This is a genomic window from Burkholderia sp. AU30280 (assembly GCF_020420125.1).
Classification (GTDB): domain Bacteria; phylum Pseudomonadota; class Gammaproteobacteria; order Burkholderiales; family Burkholderiaceae; genus Burkholderia.
In genome coordinates, this window is record NZ_JAIZRY010000009.1 from 231,543 (window position 1) to 256,475 (window position 24,933).

At 67.1% G+C, this 24,933-nt stretch carries 23 protein-coding genes and 1 tRNA gene; 5 read left to right on the forward strand and 19 right to left on the reverse strand.

The genetic code is table 11. The features are described from left to right. Window positions 1-120 precede the first annotated feature (120 nt). From LGN17_RS22060 to gatC, 5 genes are all read right to left on the reverse strand, one after another. Window positions 121-891: an exodeoxyribonuclease III gene (locus LGN17_RS22060; RefSeq protein WP_175951239.1), complete on the reverse strand. Its 771-nt coding sequence runs from the start codon at window positions 889-891 to the stop codon at window positions 121-123. Between the two features lie 39 nt (window positions 892-930). Continuing rightward, the gene (locus LGN17_RS22065) at window positions 931-1,770 is read right to left on the reverse strand and encodes a polyphosphate kinase 2 family protein (protein WP_175951238.1); all 840 of its coding nucleotides are present in this window, start codon (window positions 1,768-1,770) and stop codon (window positions 931-933) included. A gap of 118 nt (window positions 1,771-1,888) precedes the next feature. Then, window positions 1,889-3,364 carry an Asp-tRNA(Asn)/Glu-tRNA(Gln) amidotransferase subunit GatB gene (gatB, locus tag LGN17_RS22070; RefSeq protein WP_175951495.1) on the reverse strand — a complete coding sequence of 492 codons (1,476 nt, stop codon included), beginning with the start codon at window positions 3,362-3,364 and terminating at the stop codon, window positions 1,889-1,891. A 4-nt stretch (window positions 3,365-3,368) separates the two neighbouring features. After that, window positions 3,369-4,859 (reverse strand): Asp-tRNA(Asn)/Glu-tRNA(Gln) amidotransferase subunit GatA, encoded by a 1,491-nt coding sequence (gene gatA / locus LGN17_RS22075; protein ID WP_226198644.1) that lies wholly within the window; start codon window positions 4,857-4,859, stop codon window positions 3,369-3,371. Window positions 4,860-4,928: 69 nt separating this feature from the next. After that, window positions 4,929-5,228 carry an Asp-tRNA(Asn)/Glu-tRNA(Gln) amidotransferase subunit GatC gene (gene gatC, locus LGN17_RS22080; protein ID WP_006477478.1) on the reverse strand — a complete coding sequence of 100 codons (300 nt, stop codon included), beginning with the start codon at window positions 5,226-5,228 and terminating at the stop codon, window positions 4,929-4,931. A 370-nt stretch (window positions 5,229-5,598) separates the two neighbouring features. Between gatC and LGN17_RS22085 the strand changes: the two genes are divergently transcribed. From LGN17_RS22085 to rodA, 5 genes are all read left to right on the forward strand, one after another. Next, window positions 5,599-6,642 (forward strand): rod shape-determining protein, encoded by a 1,044-nt coding sequence (locus LGN17_RS22085; RefSeq protein WP_004189550.1) that lies wholly within the window; start codon window positions 5,599-5,601, stop codon window positions 6,640-6,642. 126 nt (window positions 6,643-6,768) lie between these two features. Beyond that, complete coding sequence (gene mreC, locus LGN17_RS22090; protein ID WP_226198645.1) at window positions 6,769-7,830, forward strand: rod shape-determining protein MreC; 1,062 nt, start codon at window positions 6,769-6,771, stop codon at window positions 7,828-7,830. Next, window positions 7,827-8,339 (forward strand): rod shape-determining protein MreD, encoded by a 513-nt coding sequence (mreD, locus tag LGN17_RS22095; protein ID WP_009687274.1) that lies wholly within the window; start codon window positions 7,827-7,829, stop codon window positions 8,337-8,339. The genes mreC and mreD overlap by 4 nt, the downstream gene beginning before the upstream one ends. Window positions 8,340-8,443: 104 nt before the next feature. Then, entirely contained in the window at window positions 8,444-10,723 is a 2,280-nt protein-coding gene (gene mrdA / locus LGN17_RS22100) for a penicillin-binding protein 2 (RefSeq protein ID WP_226198646.1), read from the forward strand. An 11-nt stretch (window positions 10,724-10,734) separates the two neighbouring features. Further along, complete coding sequence (rodA, locus tag LGN17_RS22105; protein WP_175951234.1) at window positions 10,735-11,883, forward strand: rod shape-determining protein RodA; 1,149 nt, start codon at window positions 10,735-10,737, stop codon at window positions 11,881-11,883. A gap of 99 nt (window positions 11,884-11,982) precedes the next feature. Here the strand turns inward: rodA and LGN17_RS22110 are convergent, their stop codons facing one another. From LGN17_RS22110 to def, 14 genes are all read right to left on the reverse strand, one after another. Next, on the reverse strand, window positions 11,983-12,759 hold the full coding sequence (locus LGN17_RS22110; protein ID WP_226198647.1) for a tetratricopeptide repeat protein: 777 nt from the start codon (window positions 12,757-12,759) through the stop codon (window positions 11,983-11,985). Further along, on the reverse strand, window positions 12,756-13,541 hold the full coding sequence (locus LGN17_RS22115; protein WP_226198648.1) for an HpcH/HpaI aldolase family protein: 786 nt from the start codon (window positions 13,539-13,541) through the stop codon (window positions 12,756-12,758). The genes LGN17_RS22110 and LGN17_RS22115 overlap by 4 nt, the downstream gene beginning before the upstream one ends. Window positions 13,542-13,848: 307 nt before the next feature. After that, a complete protein-coding gene (gene queD / locus LGN17_RS22120; protein ID WP_175951231.1) occupies window positions 13,849-14,301 on the reverse strand; it encodes a 6-carboxytetrahydropterin synthase QueD in 453 nt (150 codons plus the stop codon). A gap of 18 nt (window positions 14,302-14,319) precedes the next feature. Beyond that, window positions 14,320-14,952 (reverse strand): 7-carboxy-7-deazaguanine synthase, encoded by a 633-nt coding sequence (gene queE / locus LGN17_RS22125; protein ID WP_175951230.1) that lies wholly within the window; start codon window positions 14,950-14,952, stop codon window positions 14,320-14,322. A gap of 75 nt (window positions 14,953-15,027) precedes the next feature. Then, the gene (gene queC / locus LGN17_RS22130; protein WP_107310506.1) at window positions 15,028-15,762 is read right to left on the reverse strand and encodes a 7-cyano-7-deazaguanine synthase QueC; all 735 of its coding nucleotides are present in this window, start codon (window positions 15,760-15,762) and stop codon (window positions 15,028-15,030) included. A gap of 374 nt (window positions 15,763-16,136) precedes the next feature. Next, window positions 16,137-16,212: transfer RNA gene (locus LGN17_RS22135), tRNA-Phe, on the reverse strand. Between the two features lie 61 nt (window positions 16,213-16,273). Continuing rightward, complete coding sequence (gene esaR, locus LGN17_RS22140; protein ID WP_175971081.1) at window positions 16,274-16,975, reverse strand: response regulator transcription factor EsaR; 702 nt, start codon at window positions 16,973-16,975, stop codon at window positions 16,274-16,276. Further along, complete coding sequence (gene esaS, locus LGN17_RS22145; protein WP_226198649.1) at window positions 16,976-19,390, reverse strand: sensor histidine kinase EsaS; 2,415 nt, start codon at window positions 19,388-19,390, stop codon at window positions 16,976-16,978. Then, a complete protein-coding gene (locus LGN17_RS22150; RefSeq protein ID WP_175971083.1) occupies window positions 19,380-19,970 on the reverse strand; it encodes a DUF4390 domain-containing protein in 591 nt (196 codons plus the stop codon). Before LGN17_RS22150 ends, esaS begins: the two co-directional genes overlap by 11 nt. Continuing rightward, window positions 19,967-21,358, reverse strand: coding sequence for a 16S rRNA (cytosine(967)-C(5))-methyltransferase RsmB (gene rsmB / locus LGN17_RS22155; protein ID WP_226198650.1), 1,392 nt, complete (start codon window positions 21,356-21,358; stop codon window positions 19,967-19,969). Before rsmB ends, LGN17_RS22150 begins: the two co-directional genes overlap by 4 nt. Before the next feature lie 197 nt (window positions 21,359-21,555). Beyond that, on the reverse strand, window positions 21,556-22,413 hold the full coding sequence (gene htpX / locus LGN17_RS22160; protein ID WP_011353570.1) for a zinc metalloprotease HtpX: 858 nt from the start codon (window positions 22,411-22,413) through the stop codon (window positions 21,556-21,558). A gap of 100 nt (window positions 22,414-22,513) precedes the next feature. Continuing rightward, window positions 22,514-23,149 carry a LysE family translocator gene (locus LGN17_RS22165; protein ID WP_226198651.1) on the reverse strand — a complete coding sequence of 212 codons (636 nt, stop codon included), beginning with the start codon at window positions 23,147-23,149 and terminating at the stop codon, window positions 22,514-22,516. Between the two features lie 120 nt (window positions 23,150-23,269). Further along, window positions 23,270-24,253: a methionyl-tRNA formyltransferase gene (fmt, locus tag LGN17_RS22170; protein WP_226198652.1), complete on the reverse strand. Its 984-nt coding sequence runs from the start codon at window positions 24,251-24,253 to the stop codon at window positions 23,270-23,272. Between the two features lie 34 nt (window positions 24,254-24,287). After that, window positions 24,288-24,791, reverse strand: a complete 504-nt coding sequence (gene def, locus LGN17_RS22175; protein WP_174388625.1) for a peptide deformylase — start codon at window positions 24,789-24,791, stop codon at window positions 24,288-24,290. Window positions 24,792-24,933 lie beyond the last annotated feature (142 nt).

Here is a 24,933-nt window from a genome sequence, read left to right on the forward strand (position 1 = left end):
CCGGGCGGCACGCACGATCGCCGCCCCTAACGAAACGGGCCGCATGTTCGACATGCGGCCCGTATCTGCATCCGGCGGCCGGATGATCCGACGGCTACGCGCGCGGCGTGGCGCGGGACGTCACTTGTAGTCGTAGTCCACCGTCAGCGGCGCATGGTCGCTGAACTTGATGTCCTTGAAGATCGACGTGCTTTTCGCGGTGCCGGCCACGCCTGGCGTCGCGATCTGGTAATCGATCCGCCACCCGACGTTCTTCGCATATGCCTGGCCGCGGTTGCTCCACCACGTGTACTGCTCGGCGCGCGGGTCGAGCGTGCGGAACACGTCGACATAGCCGACATCGTCGAACAGCTTCGTGAGCCACTCGCGTTCTTCCGGCAGGCAGCCCGAGTTCTTCTGGTTGCTCTTCCAGTTCTTGATGTCGATTTCCTTGTGGACGATGTTCACGTCGCCGCACAGGATCACTTCGCGCTTCTTCTTCAGCGCGGCGAGGTGCGGCATGAACTCGTCCATGAAGCGGTACTTCGCCTGCTGGCGTTCTTCACCGCTCGAGCCGGACGGCACGTACACCGACACGACCGACAGCTTGCCGTAGCGCGCCTCGACGTAGCGACCTTCGGCATCGAATTCGCTGCTGCCGAAGCCGATGATCACGTCGTCGGGCTCGCGGCGGCTGTACACGCCCGCGCCGCTGTAGCCCTTCTTCTCGGCGTGGTGGAAATAACTCTTGAAGCCGTGCGGCTCGACGAATTCGGCCGGCAGGTCGTCGGCCGAGACCTTGATTTCCTGCACGCACACGCAATCGGCGTTCTGTTCGCCGAGCCATTCGAAGAAGCCCTTCTTCGCGGCGGAGCGGATGCCGTTCAGGTTGGCGGTAATCACTCGCATCATGTCGGATTCCGTTCAGTTCGATGTTTTTCAGGGGGCAGCTTAGCGGATCTTCACGCCTTCGAGCTCGGGCTTCGGCGGCGGGAACTCCAGCTTCATGTCGGTCATCGTGCGCAGCAGCAGCTCAGCGATCATCACGTTGCGGTGCGTCTTCGAGTTCGCCGGGATCACGTACCACGGCGCATGCTCGGCGGATGTCGCGGCGAGCGCGTCGCGGTAGGCGCTCTGGTACGCGTCCCAGTGCTTGCGCGCGTCGAGATCGGAGATGTCGAACTTCCAGTGCTTGGTCGGATCGTCGATGCGCGCCTGCAGCCGCTCGCGCTGCTCGTCCTTCGAGATGTGCAGGAAGCACTTGACGATCGTCGTGCCGTTCTCGACCAGCATCGTCTCGAAATCGCGGATCTGCCGGTAGCGGCGCTCGCACTCCTTCGCGTCGATCAGGTCGAGCACGCGCGGCACCAGCACGTCTTCATAGTGGCTGCGGTTGAAGATCGCGAGCTCGCCCGCGGCCGGCACCTGCGCATGCACGCGCCACAGGAAGTCGTGCGCGGCCTCGATCGGCGTGGGCGCCTTGAACGACACGACGCGCAGGCCAAGCGGATCGACCTCGCGGAACACCGCGCGCACGGTGCCGTCCTTGCCGCTGGTGTCCATCCCCTGCAGCACCAGCAGCACGCGCTTCTTCTGCTGCGTGTGCAGGCGCTCCTGCTGCACGTCGAGCTCGGTCGACACGGCCGACAGCCGTGCGCGATCGTCGTCCTTCGAACCGGACGAGAACGGCTTCGCGGCCGGGTCGAACGCATCGAGCTTGAATGCTGCGGCTTCCTTCTCGCGCGTGCTGTACGGCACGCGGAAATCGTCGAGCGACGGTTGTTTCGCCATTCGTTCCTCCGTTGGACGCAATGATGCATACGATAACGCATCCACCAAACGCAACGGGCCGCCCCGAACTGGTTCGGAGCGGCCCGTCGTCAAGCGCGGTTCAGGCGCGCGGTCATGCTCAGCCGAGCTTCTTCTTCAGCAGTTCGTTGACCTGCTGCGGATTGGCCTTGCCCTTGGTCGCCTTCATCGCCTGGCCGATCAGCGCGTTGAACGCCTTCTCCTTGCCCGCGCGGAATTCCTCGACCGACTTCGCGTTCGCCGCGAGCACCTCGTCGATGATCGCTTCCAGCGCGCCGGTGTCGGAGATCTGCTTCAGCCCCTTCGCGTCGATGATGCGGTCGGCCGCACCTTCGTCGGTCGCCTTCTCGTCCCAGATCGTCGCGAAGATTTCCTTCGCGATCTTGTTCGAGATCGTGCCGTCGGCGATGCGCTGCAGCACGAGTGCAAGCTGGGCCGCCGATACCGGAATCGCGTCGATCTCGATGCCGTCGCGGTTCAGTTGAGACGACACGTCGCCCATCAGCCAGTTCGCGGCGATCTTCGCGTTCGCGGCGCCCGCCTTCGCGACCACGGCCTCGAAATACGCGGCCATCGCCTTGCTCGACGTCAGCACGCCCGCGTCGTACGCGGACACGCCGTACTGCTCGACGAAGCGCTGCTGCATCGCGGCCGGCAGCTCGGGCATCCCGGACTGCACGCGCTCGATCCAGTCCTGGCCGATCACGAGCGGCATCAGGTCGGGGTCGGGGAAGTAGCGGTAGTCGTGCGCGTCTTCCTTGCTGCGCATCGACTCAGTCTTGCGCTTGTCCGGATCGTAAAGACGCGTTTCCTGCACGACTTCGCCGCCATCCTCGATCAGTTCGATCTGACGCTGCACTTCGTAGTTGATCGCCTCTTCGAGGAACCGGAATGAGTTCAGGTTCTTGATTTCCGCGCGCGTGCCGAACTTCTCCTGGCCGACCGGGCGCACCGACACGTTCGCGTCGCAGCGGAACGAGCCTTCCTGCATGTTGCCGTCACAGATGCCGAGCCATACGACGAGTGCGTGCAACGCTTTCGCATAGGCCACGGCCTCCGCCGCGCTGCGCATTTCCGGCTCGGTGACGATCTCGAGCAGCGGCGTGCCAGCGCGGTTCAAGTCGATCCCCGTCATCCCTGCATAGTCCTCGTGCAGCGACTTGCCGGCATCCTCCTCGAGGTGCGCGCGGGTCAGGTTGATCGTCTTCTCGTACGCGGCCTTGCCAGCTTTCTCGTTAGCCGGGACCTGGATCGTAAGCGTGCCGCCCTGCACGACCGGAATCTCGTACTGGCTGATCTGATAGCCCTTCGGCAGATCGGGGTAGAAATAATTCTTGCGCGCGAAGATGCTGCGCGGCGCGATGGTCGAGCCGATCGCGAGGCCGAAGCGGATTGCGCGCTCGACCGCGCCGCGGTTCAGCACCGGCAGCACGCCCGGCAGCGCCAGGTCGACCGGGCAGGCCTGCGTGTTCGGCTCGGCGCCGAACTGCGTCGACGCGCCCGAGAAAATCTTCGAGACGGTCGACAGCTGCGCGTGCGTCTCCAGACCGATAACGACTTCCCATTGAGTAGTCATGTGCTTACACCCCTGCCGGAACTTGCTTGTGCCAGTCGGTCGCGCGCTGGAACGCGTCAGCGACCTGCAGCATCCGGGCTTCGTTGAAATAGTTGCCGATGATCTGCAGGCCGACCGGGCGCTTTGCGTTCGCGCCCGCGCCGAAGCCGCACGGCACGCTCATGCCGGGCAGGCCGGCCAGGCTCACCGACAGCGTGTAGATATCCGCGAGATACATCTGCACCGGATCGTCGCCCTTCGAGCCGAGATCCCATGCGACCGTCGGCGAAGCCGGGCCCATGATCACGTCGCAGGACTTGAACGCTTCCTGGAAATCGTTCGCGATGATGCGGCGGATCTTCTGCGCCTGCAGGTAGTACGCGTCGTAGTAGCCGTGCGACAGCACGTACGTGCCGACCAGAATCCGGCGCTTCACCTCGGGGCCGAAGCCTTCCGCGCGCGACTTCTTGTACATGTCGAGCAGGTCGCCGTACTGCGCGGCGCGGTGACCGAAGCGCACGCCGTCGAAACGCGACAGGTTCGACGACGCCTCGGCCGGCGCGATCACGTAGTACACGGGGATCGACAGTTCCGTCTTCGGCAGCGACACGGGCACGAGCGTCGCGCCGAGCGCTTCATATGCCTTGAGCGCCGCGTCGATCGCCGCGCGCACGTCGTCGGCGAGACCGTCGCCGAAATACTCGTTCGGCAGGCCGATGCGCAGGCCCGCGAGCGGCTTGCCCGCATCGTTGCCGGCCGCCCACGGCTGGCCGAGGTGGCGCGTGAAGTCTTCATCGTCGCGCTCGAGGCTCGTCGAGTCGCGCTCGTCGAAGCCGGCCATCGCGTTCAGCAGCAGCGCGCAGTCGGACGCGCTCTGCGCCATCGGGCCGCCCTGGTCGAGCGACGACGCGAACGCGATCATCCCGTAGCGCGAAACGCGGCCGTAGGTCGGCTTGATGCCCGTCACGCCCGCGAACGACGCGGGCTGGCGGATCGAGCCGCCGGTGTCGGTGCCGGTCGCGGCCGGCGCGAGGCGCGCGGCGACCGCGGCCGAGCTGCCGCCCGAGCTGCCGCCCGGCACCGCGTTCGTGTCCCACGGGTTCTTCACCGCGCCGAACGCCGAATTCTCGTTCGACGAGCCCATCGCGAACTCGTCCATGTTGGTCTTGCCGAGCGTGACCATGCCGGCCGCCTGCAGGCGGGCGACGACGGTCGCGTCGAACGGGCTTTCATAATTCGCGAGCATCTTCGAGCCGGCGGTCGAGCGCCAGCCGCGCGTGACGAAGACATCCTTGTGCGCGATCGGCAGGCCGGTGAGCGCGCCGCCCGCGCCGCGGGCGAGTTCCGCGTCGGCGGCTTTGGCCTGCGCGAGGGTCAGATCGGCGTCGACATGGACGAACGCGTTCAGGTCGCGCGCGGCGTCGATCCGTTTCAGGTAGAGCTGCGCGAGCTCGACGGCCGAGCATTCCTTGGCGGCAAGCGCGGCGCGCAGTTCGGTCAGGCTTTTTGCGTGCATTGAGTGGTTTTCCTGGGAATTCTGGGTCGCGCGCGGCGCAAGGCGGCCGGCGCGCTTGTCATCGAATGCTTACTCGATCACCTTCGGCACGAGATAGAGGCCGTCCTGGACGGCCGGCGCCGGACGCTGGTTGTCGTCGCGATTGACAACTTCCGTCACGGCGTCGTCGCGCAGGCGCTGCGCGACTTCCTGGATCTGTTCGATCGGGTGGGCGAGCGGCGCGATGCCGGCGGTGTCGACCGCCTGCATCTGCTCGACGAGGCCGAAGAATTCATTGAGCTGGCCGAGCATGTGCTCGGCGTCGGCGTCGGCCATTTCGAGTCGCGCCAGGTGCGCGATGCGTTTCACATCGGTCAGGGTCAGGGCCATGCGATCACCGGAAAAACAAGGCTGCGCAGCGCATCGAAAGCAGCACTGCGGCGGGGGGTTGGAGGGTGCGATCCCACCCTCAAAAATCGGGACCGAAGCGGCAAAAATACCGCCCGTTTCGATTCAAATACCGTGAAATTATAAGGTATCATTACGCGTTCGACCCAAACCCGGCAGCCTTTTCCCGCACCGTTTCGCCCCGCCTCGGCAAGCCGTGCGTGCTTCGTGCGATCCCCGGTAGACATCACTCGCAGCTTCGTGCGCCGCGGCGGCCGCTTCCGCCACGCTTCCCGAGGCTGTTATTTTTTCCGCTGCCGCCCTCAGCGTTGCACGCCACGCAGGGCCGGCTCAGAGCGAAACAGGATTCTGAATGTTCGGTTTTTTGCGCAGCTACTTCTCCAACGATCTCGCGATCGACCTCGGCACCGCAAACACCCTGATCTACATGCGCGGCAAGGGCATCGTGCTCGATGAGCCTTCCGTCGTGTCGATTCGCCAGGAAGGCGGCCCCAACGGCAAGAAGACGATCCAGGCGGTCGGCAAGGAAGCCAAGCAGATGCTCGGCAAGGTGCCGGGCAACATCGAGGCGATCCGCCCGATGAAGGACGGCGTGATCGCCGACTTCACCGTCACCGAGCAGATGATCAAGCAGTTCATCAAGACGGCCCACGAGTCGCGCATGTTCTCGCCGTCGCCGCGCATCATCATCTGCGTGCCGTGCGGCTCGACCCAGGTCGAGCGCCGCGCGATCAAGGAAGCCGCGCACGGCGCCGGCGCATCGCAGGTCTACCTGATCGAAGAGCCGATGGCGGCCGCGATCGGCGCAGGCCTGCCGGTGTCGGAAGCCACCGGCTCGATGGTCGTCGACATCGGCGGCGGCACGACGGAAGTCGGCGTGATCTCGCTCGGCGGCATCGTGTACAAGGGTTCGGTGCGCGTCGGCGGCGACAAGTTCGACGAGGCGATCGTCAACTACATCCGCCGCAACTACGGGATGCTGATCGGCGAACAGACCGCCGAAGCGATCAAGAAGGAAATCGGCTCCGCGTTCCCGGGCTCCGAAGTCAAGGAAATGGAAGTGAAGGGCCGCAACCTGTCGGAAGGCATTCCGCGCAGCTTCACGATCTCCAGCAACGAAATCCTCGAAGCGTTGACCGATCCGCTGAACCAGATCGTGTCGTCGGTGAAGATCGCGCTCGAACAGACGCCGCCGGAACTCGGCGCCGACATCGCCGAACGCGGGATGATGCTGACGGGCGGCGGCGCACTGCTGCGCGACCTCGATCGCCTGCTGGCGGAAGAAACCGGCCTGCCGGTGCTCGTCGCGGAAGATCCGCTCACCTGCGTCGTGCGCGGTTCGGGCATGGCGCTCGAGCGCATGGACAAGCTGGGCAGCATCTTCTCGTACGAGTGATCGTCCAGGCAGTCTTCCTGACATGACGCAACCGCGGCGTGGCCGGCTCGCTCGTTTAGAACGAACCGCCGCGCCGTTTGCGCGTCTGAGCATCATTTAACCGATCGTTCGCGCCCGGCGCCGACCATGGAATACAGTCCGCCGCCCCTCTTCAAGCAAGGTCCGCCCGCGCTCGCGCGGCTCATCTTCTTCGTTGCCCTCGCCATCGCGCTCCTCGTATCGGACGCGCGCTTCAGCACGCTCGAAATCGTCCGCGGCGCGCTCGGCACCGTGCTCTATCCGCTGCAGCGCGTCGCGCTCGTGCCGCGCGACCTGTTCATGGGCGCGGCCGACATCGCCGTCACCGGCGCGTCGCTGCGCCACGAGAACGACGACCTCCGCAAGCGCAACCTGCAGTTGTCCACGCAGGCCAACCAGGCCGCCGTGCTCGCGCAGGAGAACGCGCACCTGCGCGCGGTGCTCGAGCTGCGCCAGCACATCGCGACGCAATCGACGCCGGCCGAGATCCAGTACGACACGAGCGATCCGTTCACGCAGAAGATCGTGATCGGCCAGGGGTCGCAGCAGGGCATCCAGAACGGCGCGCCCGTCGTCAGCGAGAACGGCGTGGTCGGCCAGGTCACGCGCGTGTTCCCGCTGCAATCCGAAGTCACGCTGGTCACCGACCGCGATCTCGCGATTCCCGTGCAGGTGCTGCGCACCGGCCTGCGCAGCGTGATCTACGGCACGCCGAAGGGCGATTCGCTCGACCTGCGCTTCGTGCCGACGAGCGCGGATCTCGTCGTCGGCGACGAACTCGTCACGAGCGGCCTCGACGGCGTCTACCCGCCCGGCCTGCCGGTCGCGAAGGTCGCGCGCGTCGACAAGCTCGCCGATACGGCATTCGCGCGCGTGACCTGCGCGCCGATCGCCGCCGTGCGCGGCGCGCGCCAGATGCTCGTGCTGCATTACCAGAACGACATCCCGCCGCGTCCGGCCGAGCCCGATCCGGCCGCCGACAAGAACGCGAAGGGCAAGAAGGGCGCGAAAGCCGCCGCCAAGGGCGAGAAGGCCGACAAGGCTGACGCGAATGCGAAGCCGGCCGCCGCGGCCCAGCCCGGCGCGAAGCCTGCGGCACCGGCCGCTCCGGCCAAGCCCGCCGCCGCGCCCGCGAAGCCCGCGGCGGGGCAGTCAGGAGCCCAGCGATGAATCGCCCGCAATACATCCTGCAGCCGGTCAACCCGTACTTCATCGTCTTCAGCCTCGCCGCCGCGTTCCTGCTGAACCTGATGCCGTGGGGCCGCCTGCCCGGCGTGCCCGACTTCGTCGCGCTCGTGCTGCTGTTCTGGAACATCCACCAGCCGCGCAAGGTCGGAATGGGCGTCGCATTCGCACTCGGCATCCTGATGGACGTGCATGACGCAGGGCTGCTCGGCGAGCACGCGCTCGCCTATACGCTGCTGTCGTACGGCGCGATCACGATCCACCGCCGCGTGCTGTGGATGCCGATCGGCGTGCAGGTGCTGTACGTCACGCCGCTGCTGGTCGTCGCGCAGCTCGTGCCGTTCGTGATCCGCCTCGTGATGGGCGCCGCGTTCCCGGGCTGGCGCTACCTGGTCGACGGCTTCGTCGAGGCCGCGCTGTGGCCGATCGCGAGCCACCTGCTGCTGATGCCGCAACGCCGCCCGGTCGATCCGGACGATACGCGCCCCATCTGAGCCGGACCGACCTTTGAATACCCGCCGCCCCCAAACCCGCCGCGCGCCGCGCTCCGGGGCGGCACCTCGCCCGCCCGCACGCGGGCCAGACCGATCCTAGCCGCATGACCGAATTCAACGACACCCAACAGCAGCTCTCGAAGTTCCGCCTGCGCGTCGCGGCGGCGGGCGTGTTCGTGTTCGTCTGCTTCGGGCTGCTCGCGAGCCGCTTCTTCTACCTGCAGTTGATGCAGCACGGCAAATACGCGCTGCAGGCCGAGGAAAACCGCATCTCCGTCGCGCCGATCGTGCCGAACCGCGGGATCATCACCGACCGCAACGGCGTGATCCTCGCGAAGAACTATTCGGCCTATACGCTCGAGATCACACCGTCGAAGCTCGACGACACGCTCGAGAACACGATCGACAAGCTGTCCGAGATCATCCCGATCGACGCGCGCGATCGCCGCCGCTTCAAGAAGCTGCAGGAAGACTCGAAGAACTTCGAGAGCCTGCCGATCCGCACCCGGCTCACCGACGAGGAAGTCGCGCGCTTCACCGCGCAGCGCTTCCGCTTCCCCGGCGTCGACGTGCGCGCGCGGCTGTTCCGGCAATATCCGCTCGGCACGACGGCCGCGCACGTGATCGGCTATATCGGCCGGATCTCGAAGCGCGACCAGGATCGCATCGACGCGATGAGCGACGACAACGACAGCGATCAGGAAAACTACGATCCGCGCCGCGACGCGAACAACTACAAGGGCACCGACTACATCGGCAAGATCGGCGTCGAGCAGAGCTACGAGACCGAGCTGCATGGGCTGACGGGCTTCGAGGAAGTCGAGGTGACGGCCGGCGGCCGGCCGGTGCGCACGCTGTCGCGCACGCAGGCGACGCCCGGCAACAACCTCGTGCTGTCGCTCGACATCGGGCTGCAGCAGGTCGCCGAGCAGGCGTTCGCCGGCAAGCGCGGCGCGCTGGTCGCGATCGAGCCGAAGACGGGCGACGTGCTCGCGTTCGTGTCGTCGCCAAGCTTCGACCCGAACTCGTTCGTCGACGGCATCGACCAGCAGACCTGGGACGAGCTGAACAACTCGACCGACAAGCCGCTGCTGAACCGCCCGCTGCACGGCACCTACCCACCCGGCTCGACGTACAAGCCGTTCATGGCGCTCGCCGGCCTGACGCTCGGCAAGCGCACGCCGGGCTGGGGCTTCCAGGATCCCGGCTACTTCACGTTCGGCGGCCACACGTTCCGCAACGACGTGCGCTCGGGCCAGGGCTGGGTCGACATGAACAAGGCGATCATGGTGTCGAACGACACCTACTTCTACATGCTCGCGCGCGATCTCGGCGTGAACGCGATCGCGAACTTCATGAAGCCGTTCGGCTTCGGCCAGATCACCGGGATCGACATCCAGGGCGAGGCGCGCGGGATCCTGCCGTCGACCGACTGGAAGAAGAAGGCGTTCAAGAAGGCCGCGCAGCAGAAGTGGTTCGACGGCGAGACGATCAGCCTCGGGATCGGCCAGGGCTACAACTCGTTCACGATCCTGCAGCTCGCGCACGCGACCGCGACGCTCGCGAACAACGGCGTCGTGATGAAACCCCACCTCGTGAAGGAAATCGAGGATCCGATCACGCGCGGGCGCCGCCTGACCGTGCCGAAGGAAAGCGAAGTGATCCCGCTCAAGCAGGCCGACATCGACGTCGTGAAGCGCGGGATGGAAAACGTGATCGAGAATCCGTCCGGCACCGCGTACAAGGTGTTCCGCGGCGCGCCGTACCTCGCCGCCGGCAAGACCGGTACCGCGCAGGTGTTCTCGCTGCAAGGCTCCAACTACAAGGGCCACCTGCTCGCCGAGCACCTGCGCGACCACGCGCTGTTCATCGCGTACGCGCCGGTCGACCATCCGCAGATCGCCGTCGCGCTGGTCGTCGAGAACGGCGGCTGGGGGGCGCAGGCCGCCGGCCCGATCGCGCGCCGCGTGCTCGACTTCTACCTCGTCGATCGCCAGAACCCGAAGAACGAAGCCGCGGCCGTGGCTGCCGCGGCGTCGGCGACCGAACCCGTCAACGCGCCGGTGATCGGTGACGCGAACAAGCCCGCCGCCGTCGCGGCCGGCTTCACCGCGCTGCCGCAGCCGGTCGTGCCGACCGCGGCCAGCGCGGCGGAAGCGGCATCGGCGGCAGCCGCCTCCGAAGCGTCGGCTGCCGCCGGCGCGAGCGCCGCCCCGCCGGCCAGCGCCGCTGCGCCGATGGCCGCGAGCCTGCCGCCGATCCGGCGCCCGCACCGGCCACGCCGGCCCGCCAGCGACGCGCAGCCGTTCGTCGCCACGCCGCGCGACGACAATCACCGTGCAACGGCCCCCGCGAAGGCGGCGGACGCCGGCACCGCTCATTAACGGAGAAAGGCATGCAATTCGACAAGCGCGCCTGGCTCGACAAGATCAAGCAGATGTTCGCGGGCTTCGACCGCCCGCTCGCCCTCATCGTGTTCCTGCTGCTGTGCGTCGGCATCGTCACGCTGTACAGCGCGGCGATCGACATGCCGGGCCGCGTCGAGGACCAGTTGCGCAACATCCTGCTGACGTTCGTGCTGATGTGGGTGATCGCCAACATCCCGCCAACGACGCTGATGCGCTTCGCGGTCCCGCTCTACACGTTCGGGGTCGCGCTATTGGTTGCGGTCGCGCTGTTCGGGATGACCAAGAAGGGCGCGAAGCGCTGGCTGAACGTCGGCGTCGTGATCCAGCCGTCGGAAATCCTCAAGATCGCGACACCGCTGATGCTCGCGTGGTACTACCAGCGCCGTGAAGGCGGGCTGCGCTGGTACGACTTCGTCGCCGCGTTCGGGATCCTGCTGGTGCCGGTCGGGCTGATCGCGAAACAGCCCGACCTCGGCACGGGCCTGCTCGTGTTCGCGGCCGGCTTCTTCGTGATCTACCTCGCCGGCCTGTCGTTCAAGCTGATCGTGCCGGTGCTCGTCGCGGGCGTGATCGCGGTCGGCTCGATCGCCGTGTTCGAAGAGCGCATCTGCCAGCCCGAAGTGCAGTGGCCGCTGATGCACGATTACCAGAAGCACCGCGTGTGTACGCTGCTCGACCCGACTTCCGACCCGCTCGGCAAGGGCTTCCACACGATCCAGGCCGTGATCGCGATCGGCTCGGGCGGCGTGCTCGGCAAGGGTTACCTGAAAGGCACGCAGGCGCACCTCGAATTCATTCCCGAAAAGCACACCGATTTCATCTTCGCGGTGTTCTCGGAGGAGTGGGGGCTCGTCGGCGGGCTCGTGCTGCTGACGCTGTACATGGCGCTGATCGCGCGCGGGCTCTATATCGCCGCGCAGGGCGCGACACTGTTCGGCCGCCTGCTCGCGGGCTCGCTCACGCTCGCGTTCTTCGTCTATGCGTTCGTCAACATCGGAATGGTGAGCGGCGTGCTGCCGGTCGTCGGCGTGCCGCTGCCGTTCATGAGTTACGGCGGCACCGCGCTCACGACGCTCGGCATCGCGATCGGGATGATCATGAGCGTCGGGCGGCAGCGGCGGTTGATGAAGAGTTGACCGCGCGACACGCACCGCACGAAGCAAAACGGCGCCTCGGCGCCGTTTTTTTCGACCGTGCAGAGCGAACGCGGCCGCACTTCGCCGCGCCGCCCCCGCTCACGGCGGCGGTGCGTGCGCCCCGCCCGGCCCCGCGCCGGCACCCGATGCCGGCCCCTGCGCCTTCAGCCGCGCGCTCAGCTCCTTGAATTTCAGCCCGGCCGTCTCGTCGCCCTGCGCGGCCGCCGCCGCGTAATACGCCCGCGCGATGTTGAGGTTCTGCTCGACGCCGTCGCCGCCGCGCTCGTAGAACGACGCGGTTACGTACTGCGCGGTCGGCTCGCCGGCGTCGGCGGCCTGCTTGTACCACGTGAACGCCTGCCGGTTGTCGCGCGGCGTGCCGCGCCCGTCGAGGAACTGGTTCGCGAGCGACAGCTCGGCCTGCACATGCCCCTGCTTCGCCGCCCGCAGGAACCAGCGGTGCGCTTCGGCCGGATCGCGCGTGACGAACTCGCCGTCGTCGAACATCCGGCCGTACACGTACTGCGCATGCGACATGTTCGCGTCGGCCGCGCGCTTCAGCCAGCGCAGCCCTTCGTCGACGTTCGCGGTCACGCCTTCGCCCGTCAGCAGCATCATCGCGTAGTTGAATTGGGCGAGACGGTCGCCGCGCTCGGCCGCGTCGTGGAACTGCACCAGCGCCGCACGATAGTCGCCGGCGTTGTAGTCGGCGACCGCCGATTGCGTCTCGCGCGACGGATCGGGCTTCGCTTGCGGCGCGCCCTGTGCGGCGGCCGCGATACACACGGCCCACAGGCCGAGCAGCGCGCCGACCTGCCCGCGCCTCCCGATCACACCCTGCGCGCGCCCGCGGCACGCGCCATCGCCACCGTTCATGACCGTACCTCCTGCAGCGCCTGCCGCGTTGCGCGCAACAGCCAGCTTACGTCGGCCGACAGCGTGATCATCCGGTAGCCGGCCTCGCGATACTGGCGCGCGACCGTCGTATCGCCCGCGAAGATGCCGACCGCGACGCCGGCCTGCCGGCCGGCCGCGAGCACGCGCGCCGTCGCGGTTTCGACGTCCGGGTGACGGATGTCGCCAAGGTGCCCGAGGCTTGCCGCGAGGTCCGCCGGACCGACGAACAGGCAATCGACGCCGGGCAGCGCCGCAATCCGCTCGACTTCATCGACGCCGCGCGCCGATTCGATCTGCACGATCACCGCGACCTGCGCGTTCGCCGTCTGCACGTAATCGCGGCGCATGCCGAACGCCGCCGCGCGCACCATGCCCGCGACGCCGCGCAGCCCGTCCGGCGAATCGCGCGACGGATAGCGCGTCAGCCGCACCGCATGCGCGGCATCGTCCGGCGTCTCGATACCTGGAAACATCAGCGTGCGTGCGCCCGCATCGAGCGCACGCTTCACGAGCCACGGCTCGCGCGCCGGCACACGCACGACGGGCTCGCTCGGCAGATGGGCGGCGGCGATCGCGCGCAACTGCGATGCAACATCGCGGCTGTCGTTCGGCGCGTGCTCCATGTCGATGCAGAGCCAGTCGTAGCCGGCATGCGCGAGCGCTTCCGCGGCCGAGTCGCTGCCGAGCGACAGCCACAGGCCGTACAGCGGCTCGTCGCCGTCGCGCAAGCGTTGTTTGAGGGAATTGGTGAGCGTGCTCATCGATACGGCCTCCAGGACGGAACGGCAATCGAACGGGACAAGCAACGGGCAAAGCGGAGCGCCGCACGCCGGGCAGCAATGCACGGCGGCGCCAGGACCGGGCCCTGGAACGTTGGTCGGGCGTAGGCGGCCGATCTGACAGCGCCGGCCGCACGATCGCGCACGGCAGCGTTTTCGGCGCCACGCAACGATCATAGCGCGGCGTCACGCGGAATGTGGGAACAGACGGGAAGCGTGGCGGGACAAGGCCGCGAGGTGCGGCGCCAGGCAGCCCGCGCCGGCTGGCGGGGCTGCCGCGAAGGCAGGATCAGCGGCCGGACTGGCGCTCGACGTCGGCCCAGCAGTTCGGCGTTTCGTACAGGCGCACGCGCTCGAGCCGCAGGTTCACGCCGTAGTGCGCGTCGTAGACGTTCGCGAGGATGTCGAACGCGATCGCCGCGAGATTCTCGACGGTCGGGATCCGGTCGATCACGACGGTCTTGTGGTCGGCCATCTGCTCGAGGAACGAGCGCACGACCTCATCGCGCGCGTAGACCAGGAACGCGTGGTCCCACTTGCCGACCAGGTGCTCCATCGCGAGCGCCTTCACGTCGGCGAAATCCATCACCATGCCGCGGTCGGGCGCCCCCTCGGTATCGACGAGATCGCCGCGCAGCGTGACTTCGAGCACGTAGCGATGACCATGCAGGTTCCGGCACTGGCTGCGGTGATCGGGAATGCGGTGGCCCGCGTCGAATTCGAGTTTTCGGGTAATCAGCACGATGTCAAAAGCCGGAGCTCAGGGAATGTTCAGATATTTGTGGGTCTGCATCGACAACCGCCACTGCGGATGACGCTTGCACCAGTCGATCGCGAGCTTCGTATTGAGGTCGCGCGACGGGCCGTCCATCGGCTGGACGAGGAAATACGCGAAGTCGAGCTTCGCGTAGTCGGCCAGCCGCTGGTTGTCCTGCGGGATCACGACCTTCAGCTCGTCGCCCTTCGTGACGACGAGCGGCGCGTCGGCCTTCGGGCTCACGCAGATCCAGTCGATCGATTCGAGCACCGGCAGCGAGCCGTTGGTCTCGATCGCGATCTCGAAGCCGGCCGCGTGCAGCGCATCGACGAGCGCCTGGTCGAGCTGCAGCATCGGTTCACCGCCCGTGCAGACGACGAAGCGGTGCGCCTCGCCCTCCGGCCACAGGCCGGCGATCGTCGCGACGAGCGCTTCGGCGTCCTTGAACTTGCCGCCGTTCTCGCCGTCGGTGCCGACGAAGTCGGTATCGCAGAAGCGGCACACGGCCTCCGCACGATCCTCTTCGCGGCCCGACCACAGGTTGCAGCCGGCGAACCGGCAGAACACGGCCGGCCGGCCCGCGTTCGCGCCCTCGCCCTGCAACGTGTAGAAAATTTCCTTGACCGCGTAAGTCATCGTCCTTGGTCCGGCTCGCGCCGCTCGTTGTCGATCAGAATCCGTTATCCATCCAGCGCTGCCGGCGCACCCGCGTCACAGCGGCGCTTCGGTCACCCGCTCGCCCTTCAGGTAGGCCTCGTAGCCGCGCTTGCGCAGCTTGCAGGCCGGGCATTCGCCGCAGCCGAAGCCCCAGTCGTGCAGTTCCGCACGCTCGCCCACGTAGCACGTGTGCGTCTCGACGCGGATCAGTTCGACGAGCGCCTCGCCGCCGAGCTGCTCGGCGAGCTGCCACGTTTGCGCCTTGTCGAGCCACATCAGCGGCGTCTCGAGCACGATGCGCGTGTCCATCCCGAGGTTCAGCGCGACCTGCAGCGCCTTCATCGTGTCGTCGCGGCAGTCGGGATAGCCCGAGAAATCCGTCTCGCACATCCCGCCGACCAGCACGCGCAGCCCGCGGCGATAGGCGATCGCCGCGGCGATCGTCATGAACATCAGGTTGCGGCCCGGCACGAACGTGTTCGGCAGGCCGTTCGCCGCCGTCTCGATCTCGATCGTGCGTGTCATCGCGGTATCGCTGATCGCGCCGAGCACCGACAGGTCGATCATGTGATCGTCGCCGAGCCGGTCCGACCATGCGGGAAACTTACGCTTGAGCGCTTCGCGCACGCCTTCTCGACATTCGAGCTCGACGCGGTGGCGCTGGCCGTAATCGAAGCCGAGCGTCTCGACCGTCTGGTAGCGTTCGAGAGCCCATGCCACGCACGTGGCCGAGTCCTGGCCGCCGGAAAACAACACGAGCGCGCCGTCTTTAGCGTCTGTCCGAATCACCGTGAAACTCCGTGAATGTGTAGGCTCGCGTCGCGCTGCGCCCCGGGGCCGGCTGCCGCCGGACGGCCCGACGCGTGCCGGCCTGAGCCGGCTCGACCAGTATAGGCAGCGCAATCGGCCGCGAACGCGGCGGAGCGCTTATACCGCCCATCGCGCGGCATCGTTGCCGCGCGCCACGGCGGCGCCACGCTGGCAGCCTGCCGTGCGCATGAAGCGATGCGCTAAGTTATTGAGCGGACAAGGATTTTATCATGCCCTCACGAATACTGCCGGGCACGCCAACTGCCGGGCACGCCACGCCATCCCTCTCATCACGCAAACCCCACCACAAACGAAAAACCCCAAGAACCTTCCGATTCTTGGGGTTTTAATTCTGGTGGCCTGGGACGGAATCGAACCATCGACACGCGGATTTTCAATCCGCTGCTCTACCAACTGAGCTACCGGGCCAACGAAGAAGAGAAAGTATATCGGCCCTTCTTCACTTGCGCAAGTACTTTCGCAAAATATTTTAAACGGCGCCTTCGGACGGCTTCTTGCCGAGCTCGACGCCGAGTTGCTTGAGCTTGCGATACAGGTGCGTGCGCTCGAGGCCCGTCTTCTCCGCGACGCGCGTCATGCTGCCGTTTTCGCGCGCGAGGTGATATTCGAAGTACGCGCGCTCGAACGCATCGCGCGCCTCGCGCAACGGGATGTCGAACGGAATCGCGGCCGTCTGGCCTGCGAGGCCGAGTGCCGAAGCCATGTCGTCGCCGAGCGTCGGCAGCGCAGCCGCGGACGCAACCGCCGCCGGCCCCGCTGCCTGCCCCGCACCGGCCCTCGCTGCCGCGTTCGCGGACACCGGCGCCGCACCGCGTGCGAGACCGTGCTCGACGGACTTCAGCAGCTTCTGCAGCGCGATGGGCTTCTCGAGGAAATCGAGCGCGCCGATCTTCGTCGCCTCGACGGCCGTATCGATCGTCGCGTGCCCGGACATCATGATCACGGGCATCGTCAGCAGCCCCTGCGCTGCCCACTCCTTGAGCAACGTCACACCGTCGGTATCGGGCATCCAGATATCGAGCAGCACGAGATCGGGCGCCTGATTCAACCGGTATTCCCGCGCGGCCTGCGCGTTCTCCGCCGCCTCGACGACATGTCCTTCGTCGCTGAGGATCTCCGAGAGCAATTCCCGGATGCCCATTTCATCATCTACCACCAGGATGGTTGCCATTTACGCTGCCTTTGTCTGCTCACTTGCTTTTGTCTTGGCGGGTGTCGTCCCGTCCTGCACGCCTGATTCGGCGCCTGGCGCATCGCTCGCCATCTGCAGGAACAGGATCGACACCTGCGCACCCTCGACGGTCTCGCCGTGCATGCGATTGCGCAGATCGATCCGCGCACCGTGCTCATCGACGATTTTCTTGACCGTGGCCAACCCCAGACCCGTGCCCTTCGCCTTCGTCGTCACATAAGGCTCGAACGCGCGGGTCAGGATGCGCGCCGGAAAACCGGGCCCGTTGTCGGACACGGTGAGACGTACCGCGACGCGCGTTTTACCCTCGGCGTCGGGATCGCCATATTCTACTGTCTTGGTTTCAATCAACACACGCGGATGCGCCGACTCCGCGACCGAATCCTGCGCATTCTGCAGCAGGTTGTGAATCACCTGACGCAGTTGCGTCGCGTCACCGCGTATCACCGGCAGCGACGGCGCGAGCTCGGCGACGATCGCGCTCTTGCCTTCGCCCACACCGTACAGCCCGAGCACCTCGCTCGCCAGTTCGTTCAACTGCAGATTCGCGAGCACCGCCGGCGGCGTCCGTGCGTATTCGCGGAAATCGTCGACCATCCGCTTCATCGCGGCCACCTGATTGACGATCATCGTCGCGCCGCGCTTGAGCACATCGGCGTCGGACGGCGCGAGCTTGTCCGACAGCTTCATCTGCAGCCGCTCCGCCGACAGCTGAATCGGCGTCAGCGGATTCTTGATCTCGTGCGCGAGCCGGCGTGCGACCTCGCCCCACGCGACCGAACGCTGCGCGGAAATCACGTCGGAGATGTCGTCGAACACGACGACGTAACCCGACGTCTGCGGATCGTCGGCCTGCCCCTCGACCGTCGACACGAGGCGCGTGCCGCGCACGAGCAGCGTCAGCGGATCGGCTTCGCCGGGCAGCTCGATCGCGAACTGCTGCTGCCAGTGGCCGCCGTCGCCGCTCGCGCCGTCGGACGCCGCCTCGCGATCGGCGAACGCCTTGCGCACCATCGCGCCGAACCCGGCGGCCACGCCGATCCGGTCGAGCGTCGTGCCGATCAGCGCGTTGAACGGCTGCCGGAAGATCCGCTCGGCGCCGCGATTGGCCGTCGTGAGCCGGAACTGGCGGTCGAGCACGAACACGCCGGCCGTCAGGTTCGCGAGGATGCTCTCGAGATATGTCTTCGAATGCTCGAGCGCGACCCGGTTCTTCTCGACCGCGAGCCGCGCCTCGGACAACTGGCGCGTCATCGCGTTGAACGACTGCGTGAGGAAGCCAAGCTCGTCGCGCGTCTTGATCTCGCGCTTCGGCGTGTAGTCGCCTTCCGTGATCTCCTTGGTGCCCTGCGCGAGCAGGAACAGCGGCCGCGCGAGCTGCTGGCCGAGCGCGAGCGCGAGCATCATCGCAATGAAGGTCGCGAGGAACAGTGCAAGCGTCAGCGTGCCGATGTACATCTTGCGCAGCCCCGTGCGGCCGAGCGACTTTTCCTGGTACTCGCGATACGCGCGCTGCACGGCATCCGCGTTGTGGGCAAGCGTGGGCGGCACCGGCTGCGTGAGCTGCAGGAAGCGCTCGGCCGGCTGCAGCAGCGACGTCGATGCATCGGGAATCGGCCGCACGACGCGCAACCGCAGCGCCCCCTTCGCGCCGTGTGCGCGCGGGTCGCCGTCGACTTCACCCTCGATCGCCGCGTACGCGCCGTGTTCGCGCGCCTGGTTCAGCATCAGCGGCGTCGGCAGGTCGTCCGGAATCAGCGCGGCGAAATTGCCCGACGCCTGCGCAACGATGTGCAGGTCGGGGGCCGCCCCCGAGCCGCCGCGGCTCGGCTCGACGATCGTCGCGTCCTGCACGCCGAACTGGTCGCGCATCCGCAGCAGCGTGAGCGTCGTGCCGTTCGTGTTCGCATCGACGCTCGCGAGCTGGTCGGACATCAGCCGCGCCTTCGTCTGCAGATCGGACAGCGAAGCATCGAGCATCCCGCGGCCGAGGTTCAGGCCGGCCGTCAGCGCCGTCTCGACGTTCACGTCGAACCACGACTCGATGCTGCGCGACACGAACTGGTACGACACGATGTAGATGATCCCGCCGGGCACCACGCCGACGAGCGCGAAGAACACCGCGAGCTTCGCGAGCAGCCGCGTGCCGAACTTGCCCTTCCTCAGGCGCACGACGATCATCCCGATCAGCCCGAGCACCACGAGCAGGAACACGAGCGCGACGACGATGTTCGTCGCGTACAGCCACGAGTAGTAGCGATCGAAGAATTCGGTATTCGCGCTCGCGGCCGCGAGCAGCACGAGCAGCAACAGCGCGGTGAGCGCGACGGTCGAGACGATCACGCGAACGAGGAAGCTCTTCCCGCTGGCCGCGCGGCGCACTTTATTTAGCACGTTCGGTCACCGTGAAGTTGAAGCGCTTCCAGTCCGACCCGAGCGTCCAGTCGCGGTTGTTCACGGCATCGACCTGGAACGGCTTCGGCATCAGCGCCGTATCGAGCTGCATCCGCACCGATGCCGTGTAGGTTTCACCGGCGCGCACCTGGTTGCGGTCGATCACGTGCCAGGACGTGATGTGCCTGACGACCGCGAGCGCGTCCTTCAGCGACGGGAAGCCGAGCTGCAGGCCGCCCGTCGACACGCGATACTCGCGCGTGAGCGGCTGGAAGGACAGGCGGATCGTCTGCGTCACCGCCACCGGCTGCTCGTCGAACCAGTACCAGCGCGCACGGCTCAACTCGAAGTCGGTCGTGAAATAAAGCGGAATGCCTTTGTTGACGGCATCCTCGAGGCTCGGGTTCAGTTCGAAATCGAAGCGGGCGTCGAGGGCCCAGCCGCTTCCGTCGGACTGGAGCGACGCGCGCTGCACGGCGATCGACTCGGCCTGCGCCGGCCGGACGACGGCCAGGCACAGCGTCAACGCGACCATCAGGGCGGCCGCGAGCCGAAGTGGAAAAAGGTGTTTGATCGTCACCGTTTCTGAAACCGCGCGTAGAAAAATCCGTCGTGATCGGTGTTCTGGTCGAGCGCGCCGGCGGCCGCCCCTCCCTGCACTCCGCCCGGCAGCAGCTGGCCGGGGGCGTCCAATCGTACCGCATCTTCACAGGCCGCTTCAAACCAGCGGGCCTGCAATTCGCCTTCTTCGGGAAAGACTGAACAGGTCACGTAAAGCAGTTCGCCGCCCGGCTTCACGAGCGGCCACAACGCCGACAGGATGCGGCGCTGTTCCGCGACGAGCGCCGGGATGTCAGCCTCGCGGCGCAGCCAGCGAATGTCGGGGTGCCGACGCACGATGCCGGACGCCGAGCATGGCACATCGGCGAGGATGCGGTCGAACGGGCGCCCGTCGTACCACGCGCCGGGTGCGCCCGCATCGCCGACACGCACGTCCGCTTCGAGCGACAGCCGCACGAGGTTCTCGCCGATCCGTGCCGCGCGCGTGGCATCGCTTTCCAGCGCGACGACTTCCGCATCGGCCAGTTCGAGAATATGGCCGGTCTTGCCGCCGGGCGCCGCGCATGCGTCGAGCACACGCATGCCGTCGCGCGCACCGAGCCATTCGGCTGCGAGTTGCGCGCCGGCGTCCTGCACGGACACGACGCCGTCGGCAAACCCCGGAATGCGATCGACCGGTCGCGCCGACGCGAGCCGCACCGCATGCCGGCCGATCGCGGTCGCTTCGATCCCGTTGGCGCGCAACGTATCGAGATACGCGTCGACGCTCGCGCGGCGCGCGTTCACGCGCAGCGTCAGCGGCCCCTGCTGCTCGCCGGCCGCAAGGATCGCCTGCCATGCATCGGGCCATGCGCGCTTCACCGAATCGACCCACCACGCGCGGTAGTTCCAGCGCGCGACGACATCGTCCTGCAGCGCCGCGACGAGCGCGTCGCGCTCACGCAGGAAACGGCGCAGCACCGCGTTGACCATCCCCTTCGCGAACGCGCATTCGCGGCGCGCACCGATCACGGTCACGGCCTGGTCGACCACCGTGAACGCCGAATACGCGGCCTCGTCCGCCGGGTCGAGCAGCAGCGCCAACGCGCCGGCGAGCACCGCGTGAACGTGTGCGGGCGGCGCCTTGCTGATGAGCCGGCCGATCAGCCAGTCCGCACTGCCGAGGCGGCGCATCGTCCGGTATGCGACGTCCTGCGTCGCCCCGCGCGCGAGTGCCTGCGCATCGGACGGCATCTGCGCAAATACCGCCGAGAGTGCCGCCGGCAGCGCGGTGCCGCGCCGCACCGCATCGACCGCCTGCGCGGCCGCATCGAGGGCGAAGCCGAGCGAATCGGGCGCGAGATGCAGCGCGGACAGGCGCGCCGGGCGGCCGGAAGAAGACGGAGCGGTAGAACGGGTTCGTGTCATCAGAGCAAATTCGGCAAACAAGCGCGGCAAACGGCGGGATCGCGGGCCCTGCGATCCCAAACCGGGCATTGTAGCGTGCGATGCTGCAGGCCCTTTGGCCCCTTTACCGCACGCACAAATGAAACACCCCGCAGCGCGAGGCGTGCGGGGTGGTGTGGCGGCCCTCGCGCGACAACTGCCGCACGGTGTGCCGTGGCTTAGTCGAAGCGGCCGGTACGCGCCATCTCCATCAGGCGCGCGATGCGCTCCTCGGTGGCCGGGTGCGTCGAGAACAGATTCTGCAGGCCGCCGCCGTGCAGCGGATTCATGATCATCATCTGCGCGGTGGCCGGATGCTGCTCGGCGGCCTGGAACGGGATGCCCGCCGCATAGCGATGGATCTTGTCGAGCGCAGTCGCGAGCGACTGCGGATCACCGGAAATCTGCGCGCCGCCGCGATCGGCCTCGAACTCGCGTGCCCGCGAAATCGCCATCTGGATCAGCGCGCCGGCGATCGGCGCGAGCAATGCGACCGCGATACCCGCGATCGGGTTGGCCGGCCGGCCATTCTCGTCGCGCCCGCCGAAAAACATCGCGAAGTTCGCAATTGCCGAGATCGCGCCCGCCATCGTCGCGGTAATCGTCGAGATCAGGATGTCGCGGTGCTTCACGTGGGCGAGCTCGTGCGCCATCACCCCGCGCATCTCGCGCTCCGACAGCACGCGCAGGATGCCCGTCGTCGCGGCGACTGCCGCGTGCTCGGGGTTGCGGCCCGTCGCGAACGCGTTCGGCGCGTCCTCGTTGATCAGGTAGACGCGCGGCATCGGCAGGTTCGCGCGCGTGGCCAGCTCGCGCACCATCCGGTAGAACTGCGGCGCCGTGTTCTCGTCGACTTCCTGCGCGTTGTACATGCGCAGCACCATCTTGTCCGAGAACCAGTAAGAGAAGAAATTCATGCCGAGCGCGAACAGCAGCGCGATCGTCATGCCACGCGAGCCGCCGATCATCCCGCCGATCACGATGAACAGGGCCGTGATCGCGGCCATCAGCATCGCCGTTTTGACCCAATTGAACATACCCACTCCTTATCCGTCAGGGGACCCGCCGCGCATCAAAGGGCGCGACGGAAAATTGTAAGCGATTTGTTAGATAAGGTCTTGCCGGAAAAATTCAATCTCAGCGTTGCGATGTTGCAAGACGAAGGCCGAGGCCGACGAAAGCGCTGCCGACCGTGCGGTCGAGCCACTTCTTGACGCCCGGCTTGCCGGAGAAGCGCTCCGTGACACTGCCCGCGACCCAAGCGACGAGACTGGTCCACACCGTGCTCATCGCGACGAACACGCCGCCGAGGGTCAGGAACGCCCATGCTTTGTGCGGGCTGTCGGCCGACACGAACTGCGGAAAGAACGACACGAAGAACAGCACGACCTTCGGGTTCAGCACGTTGGTCCAGAAGCCCTGCATGAACAGCTGGCGCAGCGGCTTCGCGGCCTGTGGGGCCGCGTTGCCCGACGGCTCGGCCGCCTGCTTCGCGACGAACATTCTCACGCCGAGGTAGATCAGGTAGGCGGCGCCGACCAGCTTGATTACCGTGAATGCGGCAGCAGATGCCGCGAGCAGCGCGGTCAGGCCGAATGCGCAGGCGAGCGCGTGAACGCAGCAGCCGGCCGAAATGCCGAACGCCGACATCAGCCCCGCGCCGCGGCCCTGCGCGACGCTGCGGCCGACGATATAGGCCGTATCGGGGCCGGGCGTGACGTTCAGCAGGAAGACTGCCAGCACGAAGAAGCCGAAATGGGTGATGCCGAACATGAAAACCTCGAAACCGGAGAGCGCAGGGAAATTCTACGCGCGCCTGCCGCGCCGCGCGACTCGGCCATCCGGCCGATTGCGCACGCGCGGCAGGCCGTGTCGAATGGCGGTCAGGCCGCTTCAGGCAACGTCGGTCAGCGTGAAACGCTGGCCTGCGGCGAGCGGCGAGCCGGCCAGGAATTCGCGCGCGGGCAGCCGCTTGCCGCCCGGCTTCTGCAACTGCGTGACGCGCAGCGCCCCGCTGCCGCACGCGATGACCACGCCTTCCGGCGCGACTTCGACGATCGTGCCGGGCGCCGCATCGCCGCACGCCGCCACGGGCTCGGCCGCCCACAGCTTGATCGCCGCGCCGTCGAGCGTCGCGACGCCGCCCGGGAACGGATCGAACGCACGCACCTGGCGCGCGAGCACGTCGGCCGGCTTGCGCCAATCGAGCGCCGCTTCGTGCTTGCCGATCTTTTCCGCATAGGTCACGCCGTCGGCCGGTTGCGGCGTCGCCGGCAGCACGCCGTCGCGCTCGAGCTGCACGAGCGCGTCGACGATCAGTCGCGCGCCTTCGGCGGCGAGCCGGTCGTGCAGCGTCGCGGTCGTCTCGTCGGGGGCGATCGCGATGCGCGCTTCCTCGATCATCGCGCCGGTGTCGAGGCCGATGTCCATCTGCATCAGCGTGACGCCCGTCTCGGCGTCGCCGGCCTCGATCGCGCGGTGGATCGGCGCGGCACCGCGCCAGCGCGGCAGCAGCGACGCGTGAATGTTGATGCAGCCGTGGCGCGGAATGTCGAGCACTTCCTGCGGCAGCAGCAGGCCGTATGCGGCGACCACCATCACGTCGTGCGGGGTCGAGCGCAGCAACTCGATCGCGTCGGCCGCCTCGGCCGGGTACTTGCCCGCGCGGCGCAGCGACGGCGGTTGCGCGACGGGCATCCCGTGCTCGACGGCGTAGCGCTTCACCGCGCTCGCCTGCAGTTTCATCCCGCGCCCGGCAGGGCGATCGGGCTGGGTGAGCACGAGCGGCACCGGAAAACCGGCCTCGTGGATCGCGGCAAGGGCAGCCGCGGCGAATTCCGGCGTGCCGGCAAAAACTACGCGCAACGTTTGGGTCATGACAGCGTTCGGGTTCGAGCTGGGCGAACGCGCGTTACATCGCGCGTTCGAGTTTCTTCATCTTCGTCTTGATGCGCGTCTGCTTGAGCGGCGACAGGTATTCGACGAATACGCGCCCCATCAGGTGATCCATCTCGTGCTGGACGCACACGGCCAGCAGGCCCTCGCAGTCGAGTTCGAAGGTCTCGCCCTGCTCGTTGAGCGCGCGCACGCGCACGTGATCGGGACGCTCGACTTCGTCGTAGATGCCGGGCACCGACAGGCAGCCCTCTTCATAGATCTGCTTCGCGTCGCTCGACCACACGATCTCGGGATTGATGAACGCGCGCAGCTCGTTCTTCTCCTCGGAGATGTCGATCACGATCACGCGCTCGTGCACGTCGACCTGCGTGGCCGCAAGGCCGATGCCCGGCGCCGCATACATGGTCTCGGCCATGTCGGCGACGAGCTTGCGGATCCGGTCGTCGACCTTGTCGACGGGCTTCGCGACCTTGTGCAGCCGCTTGTCGGGGTAATGAAGAATATTGAGTAAAGCCATGGCGTTCGGTATTCGGTGGGGCGGCGTGCCGCATCGGCCATCCGGCCGGCTGGCGCTGCCGCCGGGATGCAATGAAGATGAGGCGGACGCGCGGCGAATCAATGCCGCGGATCATGCCTCCTGCAATTGGCCGGGCGCCTGC

Excerpts from the sequence above, each read along its gene's own strand:
- LGN17_RS22060 (WP_175951239.1), bottom strand. The coding sequence starts at position 891 with ATGATGCGAGTGATTACCGCCAACCTGAACGGCATCCGCTCCGCCGCG.
- LGN17_RS22065 (WP_175951238.1), bottom strand. The coding sequence starts at position 1,770 with ATGGCGAAACAACCGTCGCTCGACGATTTCCGCGTGCCGTACAGCACG.
- gatB (WP_175951495.1), bottom strand. The coding sequence starts at position 3,364 with ATGACTACTCAATGGGAAGTCGTTATCGGTCTGGAGACGCACGCGCAG.
- gatA (WP_226198644.1), bottom strand. The coding sequence starts at position 4,859 with ATGCACGCAAAAAGCCTGACCGAACTGCGCGCCGCGCTTGCCGCCAAG.
- gatC (WP_006477478.1), bottom strand. The coding sequence starts at position 5,228 with ATGGCCCTGACCCTGACCGATGTGAAACGCATCGCGCACCTGGCGCGA.
- LGN17_RS22085 (WP_004189550.1), top strand. The coding sequence starts at position 5,599 with ATGTTCGGTTTTTTGCGCAGCTACTTCTCCAACGATCTCGCGATCGAC.
- mreC (WP_226198645.1), top strand. The coding sequence starts at position 6,769 with ATGGAATACAGTCCGCCGCCCCTCTTCAAGCAAGGTCCGCCCGCGCTC.
- mreD (WP_009687274.1), top strand. The coding sequence starts at position 7,827 with ATGAATCGCCCGCAATACATCCTGCAGCCGGTCAACCCGTACTTCATC.
- mrdA (WP_226198646.1), top strand. The coding sequence starts at position 8,444 with ATGACCGAATTCAACGACACCCAACAGCAGCTCTCGAAGTTCCGCCTG.
- rodA (WP_175951234.1), top strand. The coding sequence starts at position 10,735 with ATGCAATTCGACAAGCGCGCCTGGCTCGACAAGATCAAGCAGATGTTC.
- LGN17_RS22110 (WP_226198647.1), bottom strand. The coding sequence starts at position 12,759 with ATGAACGGTGGCGATGGCGCGTGCCGCGGGCGCGCGCAGGGTGTGATC.
- LGN17_RS22115 (WP_226198648.1), bottom strand. The coding sequence starts at position 13,541 with ATGAGCACGCTCACCAATTCCCTCAAACAACGCTTGCGCGACGGCGAC.
- queE (WP_175951230.1), bottom strand. The coding sequence starts at position 14,952 with ATGACTTACGCGGTCAAGGAAATTTTCTACACGTTGCAGGGCGAGGGC.
- esaR (WP_175971081.1), bottom strand. The coding sequence starts at position 16,975 with ATGGCAACCATCCTGGTGGTAGATGATGAAATGGGCATCCGGGAATTG.
- rsmB (WP_226198650.1), bottom strand. The coding sequence starts at position 21,358 with ATGACACGAACCCGTTCTACCGCTCCGTCTTCTTCCGGCCGCCCGGCG.
- htpX (WP_011353570.1), bottom strand. The coding sequence starts at position 22,413 with ATGTTCAATTGGGTCAAAACGGCGATGCTGATGGCCGCGATCACGGCC.
- LGN17_RS22165 (WP_226198651.1), bottom strand. The coding sequence starts at position 23,149 with ATGTTCGGCATCACCCATTTCGGCTTCTTCGTGCTGGCAGTCTTCCTG.
- fmt (WP_226198652.1), bottom strand. The coding sequence starts at position 24,253 with ATGACCCAAACGTTGCGCGTAGTTTTTGCCGGCACGCCGGAATTCGCC.
- def (WP_174388625.1), bottom strand. The coding sequence starts at position 24,791 with ATGGCTTTACTCAATATTCTTCATTACCCCGACAAGCGGCTGCACAAG.